This window comes from Microbacterium esteraromaticum, assembly GCF_017303215.1.
GTDB lineage: Bacteria > Actinomycetota > Actinomycetes > Actinomycetales > Microbacteriaceae > Microbacterium > Microbacterium esteraromaticum_C.
Map to the genome: position 1 here is coordinate 1,338,713 of NZ_JAEMWU010000001.1, position 25,341 is coordinate 1,364,053.

The 25,341-nt window shown below is 69.1% G+C and carries 20 protein-coding genes and 1 riboswitch; of the genes, 4 read left to right on the forward strand and 16 right to left on the reverse strand.

What is annotated here, in order from left to right; genetic code table 11:
• Positions 1-65: 65 nt before the first annotated feature.
• The 14 genes from JF543_RS06040 to JF543_RS06105 form a co-directional block, all read right to left on the reverse strand.
• Positions 66-1,382: a DUF2254 domain-containing protein gene (locus JF543_RS06040; protein ID WP_206823224.1), complete on the reverse strand. Its 1,317-nt coding sequence runs from the start codon at positions 1,380-1,382 to the stop codon at positions 66-68.
• Between the two features lie 122 nt (positions 1,383-1,504).
• Positions 1,505-3,385: an ABC transporter ATP-binding protein gene (locus JF543_RS06045; RefSeq protein ID WP_206823226.1), complete on the reverse strand. Its 1,881-nt coding sequence runs from the start codon at positions 3,383-3,385 to the stop codon at positions 1,505-1,507.
• A gap of 98 nt (positions 3,386-3,483) precedes the next feature.
• Positions 3,484-4,707 (reverse strand): alpha-hydroxy acid oxidase, encoded by a 1,224-nt coding sequence (locus JF543_RS06050; RefSeq protein ID WP_206823228.1) that lies wholly within the window; start codon positions 4,705-4,707, stop codon positions 3,484-3,486.
• On the reverse strand, positions 4,704-5,429 hold the full coding sequence (locus tag JF543_RS06055) for an ABC transporter ATP-binding protein (RefSeq protein WP_206823230.1): 726 nt from the start codon (positions 5,427-5,429) through the stop codon (positions 4,704-4,706). Before JF543_RS06055 ends, JF543_RS06050 begins: the two co-directional genes overlap by 4 nt.
• The gene (locus JF543_RS06060) at positions 5,422-7,143 is read right to left on the reverse strand and encodes a branched-chain amino acid ABC transporter ATP-binding protein/permease (protein ID WP_206823233.1); all 1,722 of its coding nucleotides are present in this window, start codon (positions 7,141-7,143) and stop codon (positions 5,422-5,424) included. Before JF543_RS06060 ends, JF543_RS06055 begins: the two co-directional genes overlap by 8 nt.
• On the reverse strand, positions 7,143-8,021 hold the full coding sequence (locus JF543_RS06065) for a branched-chain amino acid ABC transporter permease (protein ID WP_179411464.1): 879 nt from the start codon (positions 8,019-8,021) through the stop codon (positions 7,143-7,145). The genes JF543_RS06060 and JF543_RS06065 overlap by 1 nt, the downstream gene beginning before the upstream one ends.
• 25 nt (positions 8,022-8,046) lie before the next feature.
• Complete coding sequence (locus JF543_RS06070) at positions 8,047-9,219, reverse strand: ABC transporter substrate-binding protein (RefSeq protein ID WP_179411463.1); 1,173 nt, start codon at positions 9,217-9,219, stop codon at positions 8,047-8,049.
• Positions 9,220-9,455: 236 nt separating this feature from the next.
• The gene (locus tag JF543_RS06075; RefSeq protein ID WP_206550261.1) at positions 9,456-9,812 is read right to left on the reverse strand and encodes a Fe-S protein; all 357 of its coding nucleotides are present in this window, start codon (positions 9,810-9,812) and stop codon (positions 9,456-9,458) included.
• Positions 9,813-9,865: 53 nt separating this feature from the next.
• The gene (gene ribH, locus JF543_RS06080) at positions 9,866-10,339 is read right to left on the reverse strand and encodes a 6,7-dimethyl-8-ribityllumazine synthase (RefSeq protein WP_179411461.1); all 474 of its coding nucleotides are present in this window, start codon (positions 10,337-10,339) and stop codon (positions 9,866-9,868) included.
• On the reverse strand, positions 10,336-11,604 hold the full coding sequence (gene ribA, locus JF543_RS06085; RefSeq protein WP_179411460.1) for a GTP cyclohydrolase II: 1,269 nt from the start codon (positions 11,602-11,604) through the stop codon (positions 10,336-10,338). Before ribA ends, ribH begins: the two co-directional genes overlap by 4 nt.
• Complete coding sequence (locus JF543_RS06090) at positions 11,601-12,236, reverse strand: riboflavin synthase (protein ID WP_206820842.1); 636 nt, start codon at positions 12,234-12,236, stop codon at positions 11,601-11,603. The genes ribA and JF543_RS06090 overlap by 4 nt, the downstream gene beginning before the upstream one ends.
• Complete coding sequence (gene ribD, locus JF543_RS06095) at positions 12,236-13,285, reverse strand: bifunctional diaminohydroxyphosphoribosylaminopyrimidine deaminase/5-amino-6-(5-phosphoribosylamino)uracil reductase RibD (RefSeq protein WP_206823236.1); 1,050 nt, start codon at positions 13,283-13,285, stop codon at positions 12,236-12,238. The genes JF543_RS06090 and ribD overlap by 1 nt, the downstream gene beginning before the upstream one ends.
• A gap of 53 nt (positions 13,286-13,338) precedes the next feature.
• Positions 13,339-13,478, reverse strand: a riboswitch (FMN riboswitch).
• A gap of 66 nt (positions 13,479-13,544) precedes the next feature.
• Entirely contained in the window at positions 13,545-14,408 is an 864-nt protein-coding gene (locus JF543_RS06100; protein WP_206823239.1) for an Fpg/Nei family DNA glycosylase, read from the reverse strand.
• A 143-nt stretch (positions 14,409-14,551) separates the two neighbouring features.
• Positions 14,552-15,121 carry a GNAT family N-acetyltransferase gene (locus JF543_RS06105; protein WP_206820839.1) on the reverse strand — a complete coding sequence of 190 codons (570 nt, stop codon included), beginning with the start codon at positions 15,119-15,121 and terminating at the stop codon, positions 14,552-14,554.
• Between the two features lie 72 nt (positions 15,122-15,193).
• Here JF543_RS06105 and JF543_RS06110 point away from each other — a divergent pair, with 72 nt between their 5' ends.
• The 4 genes from JF543_RS06110 (at position 15,194) to cydC (ending at position 24,057) form a co-directional block, all read left to right on the forward strand.
• Positions 15,194-16,111 (forward strand): EamA family transporter, encoded by a 918-nt coding sequence (locus JF543_RS06110; protein ID WP_206823241.1) that lies wholly within the window; start codon positions 15,194-15,196, stop codon positions 16,109-16,111.
• An 81-nt stretch (positions 16,112-16,192) separates the two neighbouring features.
• The gene (gene mfd, locus JF543_RS06115; RefSeq protein WP_206823243.1) at positions 16,193-19,747 is read left to right on the forward strand and encodes a transcription-repair coupling factor; all 3,555 of its coding nucleotides are present in this window, start codon (positions 16,193-16,195) and stop codon (positions 19,745-19,747) included.
• 39 nt (positions 19,748-19,786) lie between these two features.
• Positions 19,787-20,593: an alpha/beta fold hydrolase gene (locus tag JF543_RS06120; protein ID WP_206820837.1), complete on the forward strand. Its 807-nt coding sequence runs from the start codon at positions 19,787-19,789 to the stop codon at positions 20,591-20,593.
• Between the two features lie 44 nt (positions 20,594-20,637).
• Positions 20,638-24,057 carry a thiol reductant ABC exporter subunit CydC gene (gene cydC, locus JF543_RS06125; protein WP_206823251.1) on the forward strand — a complete coding sequence of 1,140 codons (3,420 nt, stop codon included), beginning with the start codon at positions 20,638-20,640 and terminating at the stop codon, positions 24,055-24,057.
• Positions 24,058-24,077: 20 nt separating this feature from the next.
• Here the strand turns inward: cydC and JF543_RS06130 are convergent, their stop codons facing one another.
• Complete coding sequence (locus JF543_RS06130; protein WP_206823254.1) at positions 24,078-24,917, reverse strand: M56 family metallopeptidase; 840 nt, start codon at positions 24,915-24,917, stop codon at positions 24,078-24,080.
• Between the two features lie 4 nt (positions 24,918-24,921).
• Entirely contained in the window at positions 24,922-25,278 is a 357-nt protein-coding gene (locus JF543_RS06135; protein ID WP_179411451.1) for a BlaI/MecI/CopY family transcriptional regulator, read from the reverse strand.
• Positions 25,279-25,341 lie beyond the last annotated feature (63 nt).

A 25,341-nucleotide genomic window follows, 5' to 3' on the forward strand; every position in this document is an offset into this window, starting at 1 on the left:
ATTCGCGACGCCGGAATGCCGGAGACGACCCATGGCTGAGTGGTCGCCGGCATCCCGGCGTCGCGTCATGCTCTCGGTGCGTCCACGCGGGTGATCAGGCCGTCCAACGAGGCCACGATGGGCGTCGTGTCGACCGTTGTGGGCGAGGCTGCGAGGTACGCCTGGCGGAACGCCGCGACCTCGTCACGCATGGCCCTCCGGTTTTCACCCACGGCTACCGCTTCGATACGCATCAGCATCCGGATTGCGGCGTGCACGGCGAGAGGATGCCCCATCGCGTAGGTGCGCAGGGCGAGCATCACATCGGCGAGCACCTGCGTGGGGGTCGGCCACGCGCACAGTACGCGTGCACGGCCCGACGCGTCGGAGTGCACGGTTGCTGCCGGTGGGCGACGGAACAACTCGGTCAGGGCAACTCCGAGCGCATCGATCGCCGAGACGGCGGTGTAGGGATCGTTCGTGCCGCTGCCGAGTCCACGGATCCCGGTCTCGGTCAGCCCCTGCGCGGCATAGCGCAGGTCCTGCTGCGGCGTGCGGTAGCGCTCGATGGTGATCGCCGCCCGTACGGTTCTCTCAAGGCGATCCGCACCGAGCTCGACGTCGTCCTCCGAGGAATGGAGGACCCGGGCGAGAGCGTCGCCGGCGAGCACATGACGCCCCGGAGGAGCCAGCACCTGGATGAGCGCATCCATCTGGCGCGCATATTCGGTGAGCGCGGGCAGATCGACGTGTTGCACGTACCCGGCTCGTGCAGCGGTGACGACTCCCGCCGCGCGCAGGCCGGCGAACTCGACGGCATCCTCGGTGCGCTCGCGCTCAGACGGGTACAGCAAGTCGATCGCGGCCATCAGCTCGTCGGACACCCGGGCCTGCAGCGTGGTGACCTGCACCGACCGAGCGATGTGGTGGATGAAGTACACCAGCACCGCGACATCGCACACGGCAAGGACGACGGCGAACCCGACAGCGAGGGCCGGCACGAACGCGTCGCTGGAATCCTGTTCGGTGCGCACGGCGCGCAGCACGACGAGCGTGTACAAGAACGTCGAGGTGAGCACCGCCAGTACCACCTGGTTGCCCCGATCAGCCATGAAGTTGCGCACAAGGCGCGGTCCGTAGGTCGACGAAGCGGTGGCGAGCACGGCGATGGTGATCGAGAACGAGGTCGCGGCCACGCCCAGCATCGTGCCACCGATCACGGTGAGTATCGCGCGCCCACCGGTGGCGGAGAGGCCACCGGTCGCCAGAGGCACGGCCATGCCGGTCTCCAGCAGTAGGCGGTCGACCTCGATCAGTGCCAGAGCGAGTGCGACCGCGCCGAGAGCGAAGAGCGCGGGCACGAACCAGAACGACTCGCGCGCACGCAGGTACCAGGAACGCATGCTTCAGAGTACGCCCGCGTCCTGACTCGCCGAGACCCCTAGATACCGCCGAGACCCCGTCGTATGGACGTCCATACGACGGGGTCTCGGTGCGAAGTGGGGGTGTCGGCGCCACCCGATGCTCAGACGAGAAGCTGATGCCGTGCGAGATCCCGGTACAACGGTGTCGACTCGATCAACTCGTCGTGAGTACCCTGTCCTTCGACGACGCCGTCACGCAGCACGACGATCAGATCGCTGTCGACGACGGTCGAGAGACGGTGGGCGATGACCAGCAGCGTGCGGTCCTCGGCTGCGGCGTCGATCGCCTCTCGCATCCGTTGCTCATTCACACCGTCCAGAGACGAGGTCGATTCGTCCAGCAGCAGAATCGGCGCCTCGGTCAGCAGGGCGCGTGCGATGGCCAGACGCTGGCGCTCACCACCCGAGAGCATCACGCCGTCCTCACCGACTGGCGCAGCCAGCCCCAGCGGACTGCGCTCGAGCACATCGCCGAGGTTCACCGAACGCAGCACCCGTTCGCACTCCTCGTCGGTGGCTTCCGGGGCGGCAAGACGCAGATTCTCGGCCAGCGTTCCGGCGAGCGTGGGGGCATCCTGCTCGACGTACCCGAACTGCGCGCGCAGCTGCTCACGCGGGTAGGTGCGCACATCGTGCCCGGCCAGGCGAATCGATCCGCCCGTCGGATCGTAAAAGCGCTCGACAAGCGAGAGGATCGTGCTCTTGCCGGCGCCGCTCGGCCCGACCAACGCGACGCGTGCACCGCGCGGCACAGCGAACGAGACACCCTTGAGCACGTCGCGGTCGATATCGGCCCGGACATCGTCCGAGGCGTGTTCCAGGTGTGCGTCGACCAGCAGGTTCTGTGCCTCCTTCGCGGCGGCCTCACGCGCGGCGATGACGTTGTCGGGGTAACGGAAGCGCACATCGCGGAACTCGATGGCCGGGGCGCCGACGACCGGGGCGGCGGTGACTGTGGCATCCGATTCGTCGTCCTGGCTCTCGGTCGGCAGATCCAGCACCTCTTGAATGCGACCCAGCGCACCGAGCGCCTGATTGACCGAGGTGATCGCGCCGAACGCCTGCCCCAGCGGCATGATCAGCATGAACAGGAACATGATGAAGGTCACCAGCGACGCGATGGTCAGGGCGCCGGATGCCACCCGGAAACCGCCCACACCGAGCACGACGAGCAACGACAGCTGCAGGGCGATGCCGGCGATCGGGACGACCATCGACGAGATCTTCGCAATCCGCACACCGAGTCCGTACGCCTCGCCGGCGAGCTCATCGACCGCTGCGGTCTCGCGCGCCGTCGCACCGGAAGCGCGGATGGTGCGGATCGACGAGATACCCCGTTCGACGCCGGAGGCAAGTTCGCCCACCTTGTGCTGCTGGGCGGCGGATGCGGTGCGGATGCGGCCGCTGAGCCCCACGACCACGACGACCGAGGCACCGATGACGACGACGATCAGCAGCAACAGCAGCGGATCGATGATCAGCATCGCGATCAGCGCGCCGACGAACAGGATGCTGCTGCCGACGGCATCCGCCAGCCCCTGCGTCAGAACGGCGTAGAGCAGCGTCGTATCGGTGCCGACGCGCGAGACCAGGTCGCCGGTGCGTCGCGAGTCGAACTCGCTGATCGGCAGGTGCAGGATTCGCGCGATGAGCTTGCGGCGGCTGGAGTACACCACGGCTGTGCCGGTGCGCTGCAGCAGGTAGTGCTGGTAGCCCGAGATCACCGAGGCGGCGATAACGAACGCGATCAGCAACCACACCAGCGTGCCGAGTGCCTCGTCACGCTGCACACGGTCGATCACCTGCCCGACCAGCAGCGGCTGCACGAGCGACGCCGCCGCGCCGACGATGCTGAGCACCGCGACCACGACGAGCACCTTCTTATGCTCGAACAGGAAGGGGAGGAGCTGGCGGAACGTGGCGCGCGGACCGTCCTGTTGCGCACGGCGTCCGCGTCGGCGTGCTGGCGCCGTGCGAGACATGAGGACCTCGATCTGGAGGGAGGATGCTTGGGGGATCCCCTCTATTCTCCGCCGAAGTTCTTATGCGGTGCCTGTCTGGTTACACCCGGCGCGCCGGGTCAGCCCAACCGCACCCGCCCACGCAGCTCGTTCACCGTCGACACGCCCGACAGCTGCATGGTGCGCACCGCTTCGGCGCGCATGATCTGCAGCATCCGATCCACCCCGCGCTCGCCGCCGGCCATCAGGCCATACAGGTACGCGCGGCCGACCATGCAGGCATCCGCACCCAGTCCGACGGCTGCGAGCACGTCGGCACCCGAGAGAATGCCCGTGTCGAGGAAGATCTCGGTGCGGTCACCGACCGCCGAGGCGACCTCGGGCAGCAGCCGCAGGGGAGTGGGCGCCCGGTCGAGCTGACGTCCGCCGTGGTTGGAGACCACCAGGGCATCGGCTCCGGCATCCACCACCCGCTCCGCGTCCGCGACCGACTGGATGCCCTTGACGACCAGCTTGCCGTCCCACTCCTCGCGCAGCCAAGCCAGGTCCTCGATCTTCAGACTCGGGTCGAACATCTTCGTCGCCAACTCTGCGACCGTGCCGTCGAACGAGCGCAGGCTGGCGAACTCGATCGGATCGGTGGTGAGGACGTTGAACCACCACGACGGATGCCAGGCCATGTCCCACATCGTCTTGAGATTCAGCGTCGGCGGGATGGTCAGCCCGTTGCGCGCATCCCGGAGTCGGTTTCCTGCGACGGGCGTGTCGACCGTCAGCACCAGCGTGTCGTAGCCGGTGCGGCGCGCTTCGTCGATGAGCTGCCGCGTGCCGTCGCGGTCCTTCCACAGGTAGAGCTGGAACCAGTTGGCGCCGTCCGGGACGGCGCCGCGCAGCTCACCCGGCGAGGTCGTCCCCATGGTCGATAGCGTGTACGGCACGCCGGCACGGGCCGCAGCCCGCGCGACGGCGATCTCGCCCTCGTGGTGCATCATGCGCGTGAACCCGGTGGGCGCCATGATCAGCGGGAACGAGGCGCGCGCTCCCAGGATCGTCGTGGAGGTGTCGACCTCGGCCACGTCGTGCAGTACGCGCGGCTCGAACTCGACGCCCGCGAACGCCTGCCGGGCACGGGTGATGCCCAGTTCGTCCTCGGCGGCGCCGTGGACGTAGTCGAAGACAGGGCGGGGAGTCGTGCGTCGCGCGATGCGCGCGAGGTCCTTCACCGACAGTGCCTGGGCGAGGCGCCGATCGACGCCGTTCCAGACCGGGCGACGGAATCCCAGCAACGGTGCGACGGCGCCCCAGGTGGGGATGCGGCGGGCGATGCGACGTCGGTCGGTCATTCCTTCTCCCGTCCGGTGCCCAGGTACGCCTGGATGATGTCGTCGTCGGCCAGCAGCGCCTCGGATGCCCCGGAACGGACGATCTCGCCGTTCTGCAGCACGTGCCCCTCACTGGCCGCCTGCAGCGCACGACGGGCGTTCTGCTCGACGAGCAGCACGGTCGTGCCTCCGGCGAGCACCTCGTCGATCACGCCGAAGACCTCGTTGACGATCTTCGGTGCGAGCCCCATCGAAGGCTCATCCATCAGGATCAGCTTCGGACGCGCAAGCATCGCCCTGGCGATCGCCAGCATCTGTTGCTCACCGCCCGAGAGCGAACCGGCGGCGAGCTTGCGGCGCTCGCCGAGCACCGGGAACCGCTGGTACATCTCGTCGATGCCCGCGCTCGCACCGGCGCCGTAGAAGCGTGCCCCCAGCTGCAGGTTCTCGGCGATGGTCATCGTCGCCAGAATCTGCCGACCCTCGGGTACCTGCACCAGGCCACGGGGCACGAGGTGGTGCGACTTCGACTTGGTGACGTCGACGCCGTCGAACACGATCTTGCCGGCCGACGGCTTGACCACACCGGCGATCGCATTGATGACCGATGACTTGCCGGCGCCGTTGGCACCGACGAGCGTGACCAGCGACCCAGCCGCGACATCGAACGAGATGCCGCGGACGGCGTGCACGCGCCCGTACGAAACCGACAGGTCGGTGACACTCAGCAGCGGATCAGTCATTGCTCTCCTCCGAACGAGCGGCGGGCGTCGAGGTGTGCGGCGCGGAATCCTGGTCGGCGGCGCCCAGATAGGCCTCGATGACGCGCTCGTCCGCGGCGATCTCGGCGGGCGTGCCATCAGCGAGCACCTCACCGAAGTTCAGCACGATGATGTGGTCGCACGTGTCGAGCACCATGCCGACGTTGTGCTCGATGAAGATGATCGTCAGACCATCGTCGGTGAGCGAGCGGATCAGCTCGGAAAGCCCCTCGGCTTCGACATGGTTCATGCCCGCGGCCGGTTCGTCGAGGATGAGCAGCGAAGGGTCGGCAGCCAGAGCGCGCGCGATCTCGAGCCGACGCTGGTCGCCGTAGGACAGGCCCTTGGCGGTGACATCGGCCTTATCGAGCAGGCCGACGCGGCGCAGGCAGCGGGCGGCGTGCTCGAGCGCGAGACGCTCGTCGCGGCGCGCCGACGGCAGCCACAGCAGACGGCGCAGGAAGGTCGGCTTCGCGACCAGGTGCGCACCGATCAGCACATTCTCGAGCGCCGTCAGCCGGTTGAACAGCTTCGAGTGCTGGAACGTGCGGGTGACACCCGCAGCCGCGATCTTGTGTACTGGCGTGCGCCCGATCGGCACGCCCAGCACCGTCGCCGAACCCGACGACGGCGGGGTCAGGCCGCTGATCATGTTCACCAGCGTGGTCTTGCCCGCACCGTTGGGGCCGATCAGACCGACCACGTCTCCACTGCGCACGGTGAGGTCGACACCGCGCACGGCGTGCACGCCGCCGTACTCCTTCGACAACCCCTTCAGCTCGGCGATGACCTCGCCCTTGGCGGGGTGCATGCGGCCGACGAACGGCTCGCCGCTGTCGAGCGTCGACACATCGATCCGCTGCTTGCGACGGGGGATGAGGCTGGCGATACCGCCTGGCAGGTACAGGATGACCAGCAACAGCAGCAGGCTCGAGATGAACGGGCGGATCCACCCCGCCTCGATACCGATCACCCGCTGCAGCTCGGGCAGCAGCGTCTGGAAGCCGCTACCGAGGATCGGGCCCAGGAAGTTGGCGGTGCCGCCGACCACGGCAGTGACCAGGCCGTCGATCGCCTTCTCGAACGCGAAATCCTCGGGGGCGATCAGTCGCAGGTAGTACGCCCACATCACGCCGTACAGACCGGCGATGACGCCGGCCGCGACGAATGCGCTCAGCCGGTGCCCGCCGACGTTGATGCCGATCGAGCGCGCGGCAAGCTCATCCTCGCGGATCGCGTCCAGCGCCCGGCCATAGCGCGAACGCGCCTGCCGCCAGAACCAGTACGCGACCACCAGCAGGATGATCCACGCGGCCACCGGGTTCATGATCTTGGGCACCGGCATGCCCTGAGCCCCGCCGGTCCATTCGGCATTGAGCAGGAAGATGCGGATGGCCTCGGCCGCGCCGAGCGTGGCGATCGCCAGGAAGACACCGCGCAGGCGCATGGTGGGAAGACCGAGGACGACGGCGGCGGCAGCACCGACCAGCATGCCGACAGTGATCGCGAACAGCAGTGTGGGGATCGGCCCCCACACCGTCGGCGCCGGCGTGATCGCCGCCGCGGTGAAGGCGGCCAGGCCCGCGAACCCGGCCTGCGCCAGGCTCAGCTGGCCGGCGATGAGCACCGCGTAGAACGAGAACGCGAAGACCCCGTTGAGCGCGATGAAGACGAGCGTGGACTCGGTGAACAGCATCAGACCTCACGCACCTTCCGCTTGCCGAACAGACCCTGCGGACGCACCAGCAGGATGAGGAACAGCAGGGCGAAGGCGATCAGATCTCGCCAGCTCGAGCCGACGTACTGGATCGCGAAGACCTCGGCGACGCCGAGGATCAGACCGCCCACGAGTGCGCCGGGCAAGGACCCCATGCCGCCGACGATGATCACCGCCAAGCCCTTCAACTCGATCGCGGTGCCCATACCCAGTTGGGCGCTGTTCACACTGAGCGCGAACAGCACACCCGCCACCGCACCCAGTGCCGTCGAGATCGCGAACGTCGTCGCCGTCACCCGGTCGACGTTCACGCCGAGAACCCGGGCGGCGCCCGGGTTCTCGGCGACCGCGCGCATGGAACGCCCCAGAGAGGAGCGCCCCACCAGCACGGTCAGCCCGATCATAAGTCCCAGAGAGACCGCGACGATCACGATCTGCAGCACGCTGGCGGTCACGCCGGCACCGAAGTCGATCGTCTCGGCCGGCACGGTGTCAGCAGGGAACCGGCGCGTGTTCGGACCGAACACCGCCTGCAGCAGCGCGATGAGCATGCCACCGACCGCGATCGACGAGATCAGACCGGCGAAGTGCGCGTCGGGGCGATCCTTCAGCGGCCGGAACGCGATGCGCTCGATCAGAAGGCCCAGGAGCGCGCCGAAAGCGAACACGATCACCAGGACCAGGGCGATGGGCATGTCGAACGACTCGGTCAGCCAGATGCCGAAGAACGCCGAAGCGGCAAACGCGGCCGGGTGAGCCAGATTGAGTCGGTCGAGGATCCCGAACACCAACGTGAAACCGATGGCGAATAGGGCGTATATCGACCCGAGGAACAGGCCGTTCAACAACTGCTGCATGGGGAGTCTCTCTGCGTTGCGGCGATCAGTTCAGGACGGTGAACTTGCCGTCCTTCACGATCTGCACGACGGCCGGGTGCTCGGCGTCGCGGTCGCTGTTGATGCTGATCGCGCCGAGCGGCGTCGCCAGGTCGGTCACCTGGGTCAGGCCCGACTGCACGTCGGAACGCTCGCCCGAGCAGTTGGTGCGCACGGCGTGGTCGATGACCAGCAGCCCCGAGTACGCCTGCGCGGCGAACTGGTCGGGAGCCGAACCGAACTTCTCTTCGAAGTCGGCCATGAAAGCGGTGTTCTCGGGGCTGTCCGACGCGGAGTTCCACGCGGCACCCACGATGACGCCCTCGGCGGCCTCGCCGGCATCAGCCATCAGCTGCGGGTTGTTGAAGCCGTTGCCGCCGATGATCGGCTGGTCGATGCCCAGCTCGCGCGCCTGGGTCACCAGCGGGATGGCCGCCTCGATCAGGGCCGAGACGACGATGGCATCCGGGTTCTGCTGCTTCGCGGCCGTCAGCAGGCTGCGGAAGTCGGTGTCCTTGACCGAGAACGTGAGCGTGTCGAGCACCTCGACGCCCTCGTCATCCAGCGCCGACTGCATGACCTCGACACCCGACTCGGTGAACGCGTCGTCGTTGCTGTACATCACGACGACCTTCTCAAGGCCCAGGTTCTGCTTGGCAGCGGCGATCGTCTGCGGGATCACCTGAGCCTCGGTGAGCGAGTCGCGGAAGACGAAGTCACCCTGTGCGGTGATACCCGTGGCGGTGTTCGAGATCGCGAGCACGGGAACGCCGGACTCCTGCGCGATGGGCTGCGCCTGGAACGCCGTGTTCGACAGGGTCGGGCCGATGATGGCGCTCGATCCCGCCGAGACGAAGCCCTCGAAGACGCTGATGGCCTGGCGCGGGTCGGTACCGTCGTCCTCGACGGTGAGATCGTATGCGACGCCGTCCTTCTCGTTGAGGTGCTCCAGCGCGAGCTCGAGACCCATCTGCTGCGACTCGCCGTAGCTCGCCGCCCCACCGGTCAGGCTGAGCGCAGCACCCACGGGGACGGTCGCGTCGATGACGCAGCTGTCACCGCTGCCCGAGCCCTTCAGACCCTCGGCCGATGCGCCGCCGCCGGTGTCGCTGCTACTGCAGCCGGCGAGCACCAGAACGGAAGCGGACAGGAAAACAGCAGAACTGAGCAGCTTGCGCATGGGGATTCCAATCAGCGAGGCACACGGATTGCAGGGGAGTTCGCCGAAGGGGGCGAGTACAAGACGTTGTGCTCACCGGGCGCGCGCGTCAGCCTCATCGATGCGCGCGAAATCGGCGTTGGATCGAGCCTAGTGGGGGTCGCGGCCACCGGATGCCACACGACACGGATGTTACCGAGGCATAGCTGTAGCCCCGGAGCGTCGGGCGCTCCGGGGCTACAGCCGCGCTCAGCGGATCACCAGAGGACGGCGAGTCCCGCGTTCGTCAGCGTCAGGATGCCGATGCCCCAGAACAGAGCGGGCGGAACCGCGCCGTTCTTCTTCTGGCGCGCCTGGCCGATGCCCAGGAACGCGCCGATGACCAGCAGGATGACCAGCTTGACGCCGATCTTCATGTGGTTGAGCTCGGCGCCTTCGGGCATGCCCCAGGGGGCGGCGAGAGCGAGCCCCGCCACAGCCGCGATCGAGATGCCGATGTGCATCAGACGGGTCACTTCGCGCTTGCCGCCGAAGGCCTGCACGGCCCAGGCGCCGAACAGCACGGCGAAACCGATCAGGTGGATGAATACAACGATGTGCCGCAGGGTCTCCATGACCCCAGAGTAGCCATCCGCGAAAGAGAGTGGGATCTGCTACGCGGCGCGTATCAGCCGCGCAGCTCCCGCACCACCAGAGCAGTGCGCACGGCAGCATCCGCGGCCTCGGCGCCCTTGTCCTCCTTCGAGCCTTCCAGTCCTGCCCGGTCGAGGCCCTGCTGCTCGTCGTCCAGGGTGAGCAGTCCGAAGCCGACCGGCTTGCCGGCATCCAGCGATACCCGGTTCAGTCCATCGGTGGCTGCCGCCGAGACGTACTCGAAGTGCGGGGTGCCACCGCGGATGATCACGCCGAGCGCGACGACGGCATCCGCACCACCGGCGAAGGCGGCCTGCGCGGCGACAGCGAGCTCGAACGAGCCCGGCACGCGCACCAGCGAGTGCTCGGCTCCGGCGGCATCCAGCACGCGCTGGGCTCCGGCGATCAGGCCGTTCGAGATCGTCTCGTGCCAGGTGCCGGCGATCACGACGATGCGAAGACCGCTTCCGTCGATGGGTGCGGCGGCGGGGGCTCCGGCGTGGCTCATGCGTGGTCCTTTCCCTGCGCGAGCGCCTCGGCCAGCTCGGCTTCGCCGATGATGTGGCCCATGCGGTCGCGCTTGGTCTCGAGGTACTGGTGGTTGTTGGGGCCGACTCCGACGATCAGCGGCACCTGCTCGACGATATCGAGTCCGAGCTCGCGCAGCTTGTTCACCTTGTCGCTGTTGTTGGTCAGCAGGCGCACACGCGAGACACCGAGGTCGGTGAGGATGCCGGCGGCTGCCGCGTAGTCGCGGGCGTCGGCCGGCAGACCGAGGGCGAGATTGGCGTCGACCGTGTCGAGGCCCTCCTCCTGCAGGCTGTAGGCGCGCAGCTTGTTGATCAGCCCGATGCCGCGGCCCTCATGACCGCGCATGTAGATGACCACACCGCCCTCGTCGTCGATGCGATCGAGCGCCGACTGCAGCTGCGGGCCGCACTCGCACTTCAACGAACCGAACGCCTCACCCGAGAGGCACTCCGAGTGCACCCGCACCAGAGCCGTCTCACCGAGCGTGCCCGAGACGATGGCGAGGTGATCGGTGCCCGTGACGCGGTCCTTGTACGCGAGCATGCGGAACGTGCCGTGCGCGGTGGGCACGGTGGCGTCAGCGCGCAGGCTCACTCGACGGTGCGGGGTGTGCGGTGCATCGGCGTCGAGCGGCTCATGCTCGTCGAGATGCGCGATCATCTGCTCGATCGTGATCACCGGAACATTGTCGCGAGCACCGAGCTCGAGCAGACCGGGCAGGCGCATCATGCTGCCGTCCTCGTCGACGACCTCGGCGATCGCGCCGACCGGGCGCAGACCGGCCATGCGCATCAGTTCAACGGCGGCCTCGGTGTGCCCCGCGCGCTCGCGCACGCCGCCGTCCACCGCGCGCAACGGCAAGATGTGACCGGGGCGGATGATGCTCGAACTGATCGAGTCGGGGTTGGCCAGCACGTTCAGAGTGAGTGCGCGATCGTGCGCGCTGATTCCGGTGGTCACGCCTTCGGCAGCATCCACGCTGACGGTGTACGCCGTCGACCGGGCATCTTCATTGGCCTCGACCATCGGCGGCAGGTTCAGGTGATCGGCGAGGTCGGCCGGCATCGGCGCGCAGATCAGCCCCGACGTCCAGCGCACCATCCACGCCATCACCTCGGGGGTGGCGAGCTCGGCCGAGATGATGATGTCGCCCTCGTTCTCGCGGTTCTCGTCGTCGGCGACGATCACTGGGCGGCCGGCGCGCAGCGCGTCGAGCGCGTCGGAGATGGGGGAAAGGCTCATCGCGAGCCTCCTTCCGGGTGGGAACGGAACGCCAGCAGGCGTTCGACGTGTCGGGCGAGGATATCGGTCTCGAGGTTCACGGTGTCGCCCGCTTCGAGCGCGCCGAGCGTGGTGGCATCCAGCGTCTCTGGGATCAGCGACACCTCGAACCAGTGCCCGTCCGTGGCGGCTGATGGCTCGCTCACGGCGCTCACGGTGAGCGACGTGCCGGCCACGCCGATCGACCCCTTGTCGACCACCAGCGGTGCGAGCTCGGCGGGCAGGCCGATGCGCAGCACCCGCCACTCGGCGCCGGGACGCACCTCGACCACGGTGCCGATGCCATCAACGTGTCCCTGCACGATGTGTCCGCCCAGACGCGCACCCACCGGCATCGCCTTCTCGATGTTCACCCGGGTGCCGACCTGTGCGTCGGCGATCGCCGACACGTCGAGCGTCTGCCGCATCACATCGGCGTCGAACGTGTCAGCGGTCGAGCCGACGACCGTCAAACATACGCCGCTCACCGCGATGGACTCGCCATGGACGGCATCCGATGCGGCCTTGGGAGCGCGCACGGTGAGACGCCAACCGTCGCCCGAGGGCGCGATCGCGGCGATCTCGCCGATCTCTTCGATGATTCCGGTGAACATCAGCTTCCTTCCGATCGGGAGACAGAGTCGACGCGCGTGGCGACGGGACGCGCCACGGCGAGCAGGTCGGCGCCGAGAGGAATCCACTCGTCGACCTGAAGGCGGCGGGCGTCGCCGATGGTGGCGACGCCGATATCGGTCAGTGCCAGGCGGTCCCCGCCCAGCAGCACAGGGGCGATGTAGGCGAGCACACTGTCGGCCAGGCCCTCGGCGATGAACGCGCTGGCGAGCGTCGGTCCGCCCTCCACGAACACGCGCTGCACGCCGCGTTCGCCGAGCGCGGCGACGACGGCGGTGACGTCGTGCGTTGCGAAGAAGAGGGGAGCGTGCGGATGCCGGTGCACGGTGGCATCCGGAGGTGTCGGCCGCGTTCCGATCACGACCGGCACCGGCTGGCGGGTGTGCAGGGCATCGCCGTCGCGTGCGGTGAGCGCGGGGTCGTCCGCGAGCACGGTTCCGGTGCCGACGACGATCGCGTCGGCCGCCGCGCGGCGCCGGTGCACGTCAGCACGCGCCTCGGGTCCGGTGATCCACTGACTGGTGCCATCGGATGCCGCGGCCCGGCCGTCCAGACTCTGCGCCCACTTCACAGTGACGTGCGGGCGGCCCAGCCGCTGCAGCTCCAGCCAGTCGGCGATGAGGTCGTGGGCAGCGCCGGCCTGCTCGCCCGACACCACCTCGATACCGGCGGTGCGCAACCGTTCAGCGCCACCACTGGACTCGGCGCCCGGATCGTCGAGCGCGTAAACGACACGCGTGACCCCGGCATCGATCAGCGCCTGTGCGCACGGGCCGGTGCGACCGGTGTGGTTGCAGGGTTCGAGAGTGACCACGGCGGTGGCCCCGCGGGCGGCATCCGCTGTCAGCTTCGAGAGCGCGTCGACTTCGGCGTGCGCCGTGCCTGCGCCGCGGTGCCAGCCCTCGGCGAGCGTCTCACCGGAGGGGGAGACGATGACCGCACCCACCTGCGGGTTCAGTCCGCGCGGGCCGCTCGTCGCGATCTCGAGCGCGCGGCGCATCGCGGTGCGCTCGGTCTCGGTCACTGCCATCGGTCATCCTTCTCTGGGATTCCGGGGACGGCAGCGAACGCGCACGCGCGTTGCTCGTGCTGCCTCTCTTCCGGACTAGCGAGCTTCGCTCGCATCACCGTCGGTTCCGGATTTTCACCGGATCGGCGCCTGTCGCCAGGCGTTCGCGGACTGTCACCGCCGGTTCGGATTCTCACCGACCCCGGAGCACGTTGATGCTCAGAGTCTACTCAACGCCGCGCGTGCGATTGCATTCCCGCGAATCAACATTCCGGGGTTCTCATTTCAACAGCCGCGACAGGCGCCGGTCGGCGAGCACTTTGCCTCCCGTCTGGCACGTCGGGCAGTACTCCAGGCTGCGATCGGCGAAGAACACACTGCGCACCTCGTCGGCGCAGACAGGGCAGGCGTGCCCCCGTCGTGCGTGCACCCGGAAGCCCGACCGCTTCGTATCCTTCAGATCGGCCGGGGGTTTTCCGGCGGCCTCGTCGATCGCCGTGCGCAGAGTAGTCTGCATCGCCTCGTACAGCCGATCGACATCGGCGTCGTCCAGGTTCGCTGCGGGTGCGTACGGCGACATCTTCGCGGCATGCAGAATCTCATCGCTGTATGCATTGCCGATGCCCGCGATCAGACCCTGATCGCGCAGCAGCCCCTTGATCTGCGTGCGGCGGCCGGCCAACACGGCCGCGAACGCCTCCCGCGTGAACGCCGGGTCGAGCGGGTCGGGGCCCAGGCGCGCGATGCCGGGCACATCGAGCGGATCGCGCACCAGCGAGACGGCGAGCGACTTCTTCGTGCCCGCCTCGGTCAGATCGAACCCGCTGCCGTCGTCGAGCGCGATGCGCAGGGCTATCGGACTCTTGCCCGGCTTGATGAGAGTCGTAGGCAGGTTCTCGTACCACCGCAGCCAGCCCGCCTTCGCCAGATGGACGACGAGGTGCAGCTGATCGCCGAGTGCGAGGTCGATGAACTTTCCGTGCCGGGCAGCGCCCGTGATCATGGCGCCTTGCAGCGCCGTGATCGGTGGGTCGAAGGTCTTCAGTGCGGCGATCGCCGAGACGCTCGCGCGCGTTATCGCTCGCCCCGTGGCGCGCTCGCCGAGGAAGTCGACCAGTCCCTGCACCTCCGGCATTTCGGGCATGCGGTCATCCTGGTACGCCCCGCCGACACGCGTCGAGACCCCCTTCACCTCCCCACGTGCCTCCCCACGAGGGGTCAACAAATGTCGTGTGCGCACGCCCGGACTGCGCGTTTTTTGACCCCTCGTGGGTGGGGGAGAGCACCTCAGGAGGAGAGGACCGGCCAGGGCACGGGGGTGCGATCGTCGGATGCCAGCAAGCCGGCCACCCAGCCGTCGTCACGCCCGCGTGGACCCGTCAGGCCCTGGCGCAGCAGCCCCTCGTAGCGGAAGCCGAGCGCCCGCGCCGTGCGGGCCGACGGGGTATTGCCGACGACCGCGCGCCAGGCAAGTCGGGCCAACTTCAACTCGTCGAACGCGAAGTCGACGACGGCGCGGGCGGCCTCGGTCATGATGCCCTGGCCACGGAAGGCCGCGATACCCCAATAGCCGATCTCGGCCTCTCCGCCGTGTGGATGCGTCGTGATCCGGTGCAAACCCACCATGCCGGCCAGCTCGCCGTCTTTGCGGATCGCCCACACCGTCTCGACGCCATCGGCCCACCATCCACTGACGAGGTCGATGAACTCGACGGCGTTCTGCCGCGAGTACGGGCTGGGGATGGTCGTCCAGCGCGGCACCTCGGGGTCCTGACAGCCAGCGGTGATCGCGTCGGCGTCGGCCTCGGTCGGGATGCTGAGGACGAGTCGTTCTGTGCGCAGGGCCACCGGTTCCATCGCGCCAGCGTAGCGGGCGCGCGAGTAGAATCAGGAACGCGGCTGTCAGCCGTTATCAGGGGAGGACGAGCCGTGGTCGTGCAGCGGTCATCGCCGCGAGGCGTGCTGTTCTCGCTGCTGGCATCGACCATCTTCGCCGGCATGTTCTACCTCGCCGGTTTCGTCAGCTCGTCCGCCGAGGTCGTCTTCGCCTGGCGCGTGCTGCTCACCGCCGTCTGCTACGCCGCGGCGCTGCTGCATCCCGCGGCCCGTCGCGCCGTCGCGGCGCTGTGGCGCCGACTTCGCACGCGGTGGTGGATGCCCCTGCTGAGCCTGCTGCTGGCCGCGATCGTCGGCGCGCAGCTGTGGTTGTTCATGTGGGCGCCGATGCATGGGCACGGCCTCGATACCGCGTTGGGGTTCCTGCTGTTGCCGATCTGTCTCGTGCTCGGCGGCCGCTTTCTGCTGCACGCGCACGTCAGCACGGTGCAGTGGGTCGTCGTCGGCTTGGCCGCCGTCGCGGTCGTCGTCAAGTTGATCGCCACGCCCGCCCTGTCGTGGGTGACGCTCATGGTCTGCATTCCGTACACGGTGTACTTCGTGTTGCGCCAGCGGTTCGGGCTCGACGGGGCCATGGTCTTCGGTCTCGAGACCGCGTTGCTGTCGCCGCTCGCGGTGGCGCTGTTGGCGTTGGCCGAGCCGATGCAGCCGACCGCGGTCGAGGTTGCGGCGCTCGCCGCGATCGGTGTGGGCAGTGCCGTGGCGATGACGTTCTACCTGGGTGCGTCGTCGCTGCTGTCGATGCCGGTGTTCGGGCTCCTCGGCTACGCCGAGCCGGTGATGCTCGTCGGGGTGGCGCTGTTGTTGGGAGAGCGGATGCAGGGAGCGGATGCCCTGGTCTACGGCATCCTCGCGGTCGCCCTGGCGATCCTCGCAGTCGAGGGGTTCCGGGCGACGCGGCGCCCTCGGTCGGCGTCGGGGTCGGACCCCGAGGCGATCGGGCCGCGCTGACAGCGTGCGCTGCCGGCGAGGTCGGATGCCCGCGCTGACGTCGGATGCCCGCGATGTCGGCGCTCCGCGTAGACTTCTCCGGTGACTGTTCCGGGGATTCTGCGCGCCTTGGAAGAGGCGAACCTGTACCGTGACGCCCTCACCTGGGCGCAGACCGATGCCGATATCTCCGCCGTCGACGGACTCGACGTGCCGATCGTGGCGGGACTGCTGCACAAACGCGCAGCGTCCGGCAAACCGGCATCCGCTCTCATCGTCACCCCCACGGGCCGGCGCGCGGAGTCCGTCGCGACGGCGCTGGAGGCCTACCTCGCCGATGCTGAGGTGCTGACCTTCCCCGCGTGGGAGACCCTGCCGCACGAGCGCCTGAGCCCTAGCCCCGACACCGTCGGGCGGCGCTTGGAGACGCTGCGCCGCATCACCACCTGGAGCGGGGAGAAGCCGCTCGTCGTGGTCGCGTCGGTGCGCGCCGCACTGCAGCCGCTGGCAGCGAACCTGGGCGACGCGGCGCCGTTGGAACTCGCCGTGGGCGGTCGCGGACTCGAGCTCGAAGGCGCTGTTGAGCAGTTGGTCGAGCGTGCCTACACGCGGGTCGACATGGTGTCGCGCCGTGGTGAGTTCGCGGTACGCGGTGGCATCCTCGACGTCTTCCCGCCCACCGCTGACCACCCGGTGCGGGTGGAGTTCTTCGGCGATGAGATCGACCAGATCCGCGCGTTCTCGGTCGCCGACCAGCGGTCGCTGCCCGGCGATGTCGCCGGGGTGTCGCTGCCCGCGAGCCGTGAGCTGCTGCTGACCGCTGAGGTGCGCGAGCGCGCGGGCGCCCTGGTGGCGGGGTTCCCGGCGATCGGCGGAATGCTCGAGAAGATGTCGGAGGGCATTCCGGTCGAGGGTATGGAGTCGCTGCTGCCGGCTGTCGCCGGCCCGTTGGTGACGCTTGCCGAGTACCTGCCCGCAGGGTCTGCCACGGCCGTGATCGACCCCGAGCGCGCCAGCGCGCGGGCGCAGAATCTGGGCGAGACGAACCGCGAGTTCCTGGATGCGGCGTGGAGCGCGGCGACCTCGGGTGCCTCGGCTCCGATCGACCTCGGCGCTGGTGATTTCATCTCGCTGGCCCGGCTGCGTGAGATCGTCCGTGACCGAGACGGCGTGTGGTGGCGGCTGAGCCCGTTCGCGACCGATGACGACGATGCCGCCAACCTCGACTCGTCGGTGATCCCGTCATTCCACGGCAACGTCGACGGGGCGATCGCGTTCGTCGAGTCCAAGCTCGCCGAGAAGTGGCGTGTGGTCATCGTCGCCTCGGGGCAGGGGCTGGTCGAGCGGGCGCGCGACGTGCTCAGCGACCGCGGGCTCGCAGCACGCATCGTCGACGATCTCGTCGACGCACCCGAGGGTGGCGTGGCGTCGATCGCCGCCGCGACGATCGAGTCGGGATTCCAGGTGCCGGATGCCCGGCTCGCCGTGCTCACCGACAACGAGTTCTACGGCCGCACCATCGGCGGCGACCAGCGGATGGTCAAGAAGCTGGCGTCACGTCGTCGCAACGTCGTCGATCCGCTGCAGCTGAAGCCCGGCGACCACGTGGTGCACGCCACGCACGGCATCGGGCGCTTCGTCGAGATGGCGCAGCGCGAGGTGTCCAGCGGCGGCCGCAACGCCGTCAAGACCACACGTGACTATCTGGTGCTCGAGTACGCGCCGGCCAAGCGCGGCTACCCGGGCGACAAGCTGTTCGTGCCCACCGATCAGCTCGATCTGCTCTCGAAGTACGTCGGCGGTGAAGCCCCGACGCTGTCGAAGATGGGCGGGAGCGACTGGGCCGCGGCCAAGGGCAAGGCGCGCCGCGCGGTACGCGACATCGCCGTCGAACTGGTGAAGCTCTACTCGGCGCGCATGAGCGCGAAGGGGCACGCCTTCGGCCCCGACACGCCCTGGCAGCGCGAACTCGAAGAGGCCTTCCCGTTCGCCGAGACCCACGACCAGTTGCAGACGATCGATGAGATCAAGGCCGATATGGAGCGGCCGATCCCGATGGACCGTCTGCTGTCGGGCGATGTGGGCTTCGGTAAGACCGAGGTCGCCGTCCGTGCTGCCTTCAAGGCGATCCAGGAGGGCAAGCAGGTCGCCATGCTCGTGCCGACCACGCTGCTGGTCAAGCAGCACCTTGAGACGTTCACCGAGCGTTTCGCCGGATTCCCGGTCAAGGTGCGCCCGCTGTCGCGTTTCCAGACTGACAAAGAGGCCCGGCTCACCCTGCAGGGACTCGTCGACGGTTCGGTCGACATGGTGATCGGCACGCATCGCGTGCTCACCGATCAGGTGATCTTCAAGGACCTCGGTCTGATGATCATCGACGAGGAGCAGCGCTTCGGCGTCGAGCACAAGGATGCCCTCAAGAAGATGAAGACGAACGTTGACATCCTCGCCATGAGCGCCACGCCGATCCCACGCACGCTCGAGATGGCCGTCACCGGCATCCGTGAGATGTCGACTCTGCAGACGCCGCCCGAGGACCGGCATCCGATCCTGTCGTTCGTCGGGGCGCGCAGCGACAAGCAGATCGCGGCGGCGATCCGCCGCGAGATTCTGCGCGAGGGTCAGGTGTTCTTCGTGCACAACCGCGTGCAGTCGATTCAGCGGGTCGCGGCCGAGCTCGCCGAGTTGGTGCCCGAGGCACGCATCGCCGTCGCACACGGCAAGATGGGCGAGCACCAGCTCGAGCAGGTCGTCGACGACTTCTGGGAGCGCAAGTACGACGTGCTCGTCTCGACCACGATCATCGAGACCGGTCTCGACATCTCCAACGCCAACACGATCATCATCGACCGCGCCGACAAGTACGGTCTGTCGCAGCTGCATCAGCTGCGTGGTCGCGTGGGTCGCGGACGCGAGCGCGCCTACGCATACTTCCTGTACGACGACGTCAAGCCGCTCAGCGAGACGGCCGCCGATCGCCTGCAGACCATCGCCGTCAACAACGACCTCGGTTCGGGTATGCAGGTCGCGCTGAAGGACCTCGAGCTGCGCGGTGCCGGAAACCTTCTGGGCGCCGAGCAGGCCGGTCACATCGCCGGCGTCGGATTCGACCTGTACCTGCGCATGATCGGCGAGGCCGTGGCGACGTTCCGCGGCGAGGACACCTCGGGCGAGACCGAACTGCGTCTTGAACTGCCTGTCGACGCGCGCATCCCCGAGTACTACATCGACAGTGAGCGCTTGCGCCTGGAGGCTTACCAGAAGCTGTCGGCCGCGGCTGGTGCGGGGGCGGCCGACGATGCGATCGATCTGGTCGTCGAAGAGCTGGTTGACCGGTACGGGGCGTTCCCTGACGAGGTGTCGACGCTGGTGAAGGTGGCGCGGCTGCGTCGCCGTGCGGCAAAGGCCGGCCTGTCGGATGTCGTCGCGATGGGCTCCAACCTGCGCATCGCCCCGGCGCGCTTCGAGGACTCGATGAAGGTGCGTCTGCAGCGGCTGTATCCGAAGGCCAAGCTCGTGGGCGGGGGAGAGGCGCTGGTCGTTCCGATGCCGGCCGCCGATGCGGGTTCGGATCAGACCGATCAGCTCATCGACTGGGTCGGGAACCTGTTCACCGCGATGTTCCCCGAACCCGTGAAGGCCCCAACCGCCGGCTAGGGCTGGTATCGCCGGTCGGGCGTGGTCTACGGTCGGAGCATGATCGCCGTCGATCGCACGCTGCACCGTCCCGGCGCGGAAGTGCGTTTTCACGACAGCGGCGGACATGGGCGCGCGGTGGTGCTGCTGCACGGTGCGGGCATGGACCACACGATGTTCCGCGCGCAGGCGCACGCGGCGATCGCGATGGGGCACCGCGTCGTGCTGTGCGACCTGCGCGGTCATGGCGATTCCGAGCTGGGTACCGGTGTGCGCTTCACCGCGGCGGACGCCCTCGCCGACCTCATGGCGCTCCTGGAGACCCTGGAACTCGATCGGCCTGTGCTCGTGGGACACTCGCTGGGCGGCAATCTCGCGCAGGCGTTCGTGCGCGAGCATCCGGAGCGCGCGGGTGGGCTGATCGTCGTCGACGCGACCTGGAACGCCGGGCCTCTCACTGGGCGGGAGCGCTTCGCTCTCGCTCTCGCGGCCCCGGTGCTGGCGCTGATACCCGCGTCGCGATTGCCGCGGGTCATGGCGAGGGCGTCGGCGGTCGAGCCCGGCGCCGTCGAAGAGATCGAACGGATCTTCCATCGGATGCCGAAGAAGCGCTTCATGGACGTGTGGCGCGCCACGGCATCCTTCGCTGATCCCGATCCGCAGTACCGCACCCCGGTGCCGCTCGCTCTGATCCGCGGTGCGCGGGACAGTGCCGGCAACATCGCTACGGCGATGCCGGCCTGGGCGGCGTTCGAGGGCGTGGCCGAGAGAATCGTCCCTGGCGCGGGCCACGTCGTCACGTGGGATGCCCCCGAGAGCAGCACGCGCGCGTTGCTGAGCGCGCTCGCCGAGGTCGGTGAGGCATGAACGTGCGACCGGGACGTGATTTCTACGCACTGTAGAATCGTCGCGTGAGCGTACAGCCGATCCCGAACGACCCGTGGGCCCTTGAAGCGGCCCGAGCCGCTCAGGCCCCCGGCTTCCGCCGCCCTGATCTCGGGCCCGTGCCGAAGCGCTCGCTGTACAGCCTGGGCGTGCTCGCCGCCGCACGCGCGGCCGGACTCGTGCTGATGGCCGAGGCCGTCGCCCGCGGTATCGCCGGGCTCGCGTCGGGCGGCCTAGCGCCGTCGACCGTGCAACTCGTCCTGGTGCTCGGCCTGGCCGGCGTACTGCTGCGCACCGGAGGGGAATGGGCCACCACCGTCGTCGCGCGCCGCATCGCGACCGCCGTCAAGCGCGACCTGCGTCGGCAGATCTGGCGCCGCATCGCCGCGGGCGACCGCGCCGGCGGGGGCACGGCCGTGCTGGCATCGGACGCGCTCGACGATCTCGACGACTACTACACGCAGTCGCTGCCGGCTCTCGTATCGGCCGCCGTCATCCCACTGCTGGTGGGCCTGCGCATCCTGGGCGCCGACTGGCTGAGCGCCCTCATCATCGTGCTCACGGTGCCGCTGGTGCCGCTGTTCATGGTGCTGATCGGAAAGCACACGCAGCAGCGCACGGACGCTGCTCTCAACGCCCTGACTCGCCTCGCCGACCATCTCACCGAGCTCGCGCGCGGCCTGCCCGTGCTCGTCGGGCTCGGGCGCATCGATGAGCAGACCCGCGCGCTGGACGGCATCCAGAGCCGCTACCGTGCGCGCACCGAAGAGACACTGCGCTGGGCGTTTCTCTCGGCGCTCGCCCTGGAACTGATCGCGACGATCTCGGTGGCGATCGTCGCCGTGTTCCTCGGAGTGCGGCTGCTCAACGGCACGATGGAGCTCGCACCGGCACTGCTCGCCCTGATCCTCGCGCCGGAGTGCTTTCAGGCTCTGCGCGACGTCGGTACGGCGTTCCACGCCTCGCAGGACGGACTGTCTGCGCTCGACCGCGCCAAGGCGCTGCTCGCGCGTCCGTTCGCGCGCGATGCGCGCACCGCGACGGCGGATGCTGACGCCATCCACCTGGACGCACTCGCCGTGCGCTACGCCGGCCGCACCGAACCCGCGCTGCGAAGCGTCACCGCCGAACTGACCGGGATCGTCGCCGTCACCGGTCCCAGCGGTGCCGGCAAGTCGACGCTGCTGGGCGCGCTCGCCGGGGTGCTGCCCGTCGACGCCGAGGTCTCGGGCGCCATTAGGGGCATCACGGCGGATGCCGTCGCGTGGGCGCCGCAGGCACCGCGCGCCTTCGCCGCGACGCCCCGCGATGAGCTCGCCCTGTACGGTGCCGGGCCGGCCGGCTTGGACGAGCTGGGATTGGGGGCTCTCGCCGATGCCGCCGTCGCCGAGCTGAGCCCCGGCGAGTTGCGTCGCCTCGCGGTCGCGCGAGCGCTGGCGCGAGTGGATGCCGGGGCTCGACTGCTCGTTCTGGATGAGCCCACCGCACACCTTGACAGCGACTCCGCCGAGCGCGTGCGCCGGGCGGTGCTGCGCCGCGCCGACCGGTGCACCGTCGTCTTCGCCAGCCATGAGGCCGAGACTCTGGCCCTGGCGACACAGCGGGTGCCGGTCGTCCCGACCGAGGACGATTCGGCCGTGTCGCCGGTGCTCGGCGCAGCGCAGAACACCCCGGCATCCGCGTCTGTGGCATCCGATTCTGCGGAACCACTTCCTGTGGCGTCCGTCTCGGGGGCGACCGGCGCATCCTCTGCGGAGGGCGCCACCGCGCCCCCGCGGAGTCAGCCCGGCCGGCGCGGCCTCACGCTGCGCTCGCTGTTGCGCCCGCACGCCTGGCTCTGGGCCGGCGCGGTCGGCCTCGCCGCACTCGCGGCGGGACTTGCCGCGGCACTCACCGCCGTGTCGGGATGGCTGATCGTGCGCGCCAGCGTCGAGGAGTACATCATGTACCTGCTCGTCGCCATCGTCGGCGTCCGTGCCTTCGGTATCGGGCGGGCAGCCGGCCGCTACGCCGAACGACTCGTGACGCACCGGGCGGCTTTCCTCGTCGTCGACGACCTTCGCCTGCGCCTGTGGAAGGCGATCGCGGCGCGCGGTGCCGGCTCGCGCCGCCTGCTCGAAGGGGGCGCGCCCCTCGACTACCTCGTCACCCTCGCCGACGATCTGCGTGACCAGCTTCCGCGGGTGATCCCGCCGATCGGCGCCGGGCTGCTGGTGATCGCCGGAACGATCATCACCACGGCATACGTCACCCCGCACCTGACCCTGCTCGTCGCACTCGTGCTGCTCGGTGCGGTCGCGCTGGCATCCGTGCTCGCCATCGCCGGAGAGCGACGCGCCGGCACCGCGCGCATCGCCGCCAGATCGGCGATCGTGCGCGGCACCTCGGCACTGGCATCCGCCGCCGACGACCTGCGCGGCAACGGTGTCGCCCGGCACGCGCTGGATGACCTGAACGCCGCCGCCGACGAACTCGCTGACGCCGAGCGGCGCGCCGCCTGGTCGGCGGGGCTGGGAGCGGCGGTGGTGACCGCCGCCACCGCGATCCTCGCCGTGCTGGTTCCCTTGCTGTCGCCCGGCGTCCCCGCCGAACTGGTGTCGGTGATCGCCCTGCTCGCGCTCGGTGTGCTCGAGCCGCTCGCCGAACTGGTGTCGGCGGTGCAGCGCACGCCCACGCTGCGTGCGCTGATCCGCCGTCTCGATCCGATCCTGCGGCCCGCACCCGTGGCCGAGTGGGGCGCGCAGAGCCCCGGCGAGATCGCCCGGGTCGGTTTGGAGCACATCACCATCCGCTACGCCGGAGCGGCGACGCCCGCGGTGCAGGACATCAGCGGTGCCGCCGAACGTGGACGGTGGCTGGTGATCGATGGGCCCTCCGGATCCGGGAAGTCGACCATCCTCTCGGCCGTGATGGGGTCGCTGCCGGTTGAAGCGGGCAGCATCCGCGCGGGGGAGTACCCCCTCACGCAACTGGATGAGCGCGGGTGGCGAGACCGCGTGGCCTGGTGCCCGCAGGACGCCTATGTGTTCGACTCGACGCTGCGGGGCAATCTGCTGCTGTCACGGTCGCGCGACGACGCGCCCGATGACGCCCTCATGCAACAGGCGCTGGAACGGGCCGGACTCACGCGCCTGCTCGACGGGCTCTCCGACGGGCTCGACACGCGCGTCGGCGCGGGCGGGTCGGCCCTGTCGGGTGGGGAGCGCCAGCGGCTCGCTGTGGCGCGTGCCCTGCTCACCCGGGCGGATGTCATCCTGCTCGACGAGCCGACCGCGCACCTGGACGAGCCCACGGCGGCGGCGATGATGGCCGACGTGCGCGCGGCGACGACGGATCGCATCGTGATGCTCGTCTCGCACCGCGCGGCCGACCGGCAGCCGGGGGACTCGGTCGTGCGTCTGAGCAGCGAGACGATCTCGCGGCCGATCGTCGAGCGCGTCGGCTGACGGCCCCTCGCGCGGATGCGTCAGGAGGCGAGGCGGCGGAAACGGTCGCTGACCCGCATCGAGCCCGAGACCGGTTGCTCGGCGACGGCGCCGCCGTTGATCCCGCCGGCGCCGACCTGCAGGATCGCACGGGCGAGAACCTCATCGCGCACCTCGCGGCGAGCGTGATCGTCGGCGAGCATCTCGACGAGGGCGGCGACCTCGACCTCGGCGCGCGCGGCGGTCGGGAACCACGGCAGCGCCGACCGCCAGGCGCGGAAGGCGAGCAGCAGCAGGTCGTGGCGCTGCTCGACGTGCGCGCGCTCATGCGCGATCACTGCGACGAGTTCGTCGGGGTCGAGCCGGTCGAGCAGGCCCTGCGACAGTACGGTCACCGAGCCCGTTCCGTTGGGCAGGCAATAGGCCACCGGGACCGCGTCGTCGATCACGCGTGTGCGGGCCCGCGTCGGATGCGGCGAGGTGAGCAGTTCGAGCAGCGCGAGGTGGCGTCGGCGCTGGCGCGTCACCTGCACGACCGTCACGCCGAGGTGCACCAGCAGGTAAGCAGTGAACAGCATCGCGGGGACAGCTGCGAGCCAGGGGTGCTGTGGCAGTGCGGCATAGCCGGTCAACGCCAGCGCGCCGATCATCGACAGGCCGCCGACGAGCCCGATGCCCTGCCACAGCAGCAGCGTGATGACAGGGGCGCGCATCGGCCAGCCGGCGCGCGAGAGCGCTACCGGTACCGGCCAGGCGAGGGCGATCGCGATGGCTCCCAGCACCACGGCACCCGCGACGATGACCTCGTGAGGGATCACCAGCGCACCGTCGAGCGTCGGGTCGGCGGCGTTCAGCACCGCGGTCGCCAGCGGCAGCGGCACAGGCTCAGCTCGCGCGTCCGAGTAGTTGGCGCAGTACCGCGGCATCCTCGGTCGACACGCCGCCGACGAAGCGCTCCAGCACGGCCGTGCGATCGCGGGCGTCTCCCAGTACCGAGTGCATGAGCTCAGCGACGTGGTCGGCGCGCGAGGCGAGCGCGGTGTAACGGTGCGGGCGGGCGGAGCGGTCGGATGCCACGAACCCCTTCTTCTCGAGGCGTGACAGCACGGTCAGAAGGGTCGTTGCGGCGAGCGTGCGACCGCGCTCCTCGAGGGTGTGCTGCACGTCATAGGCGCTTTGCGCCCCGTTCGCGTCCCAGAGGGCATCCATGACGGCCCGCTCCAGTTCTCCCAGCGTTCCCATGTCGTCCTCCTTCCCTTTCGCGACGTATGGGTGACTTTGATTCTACCTGCTGTCGAATTTGTT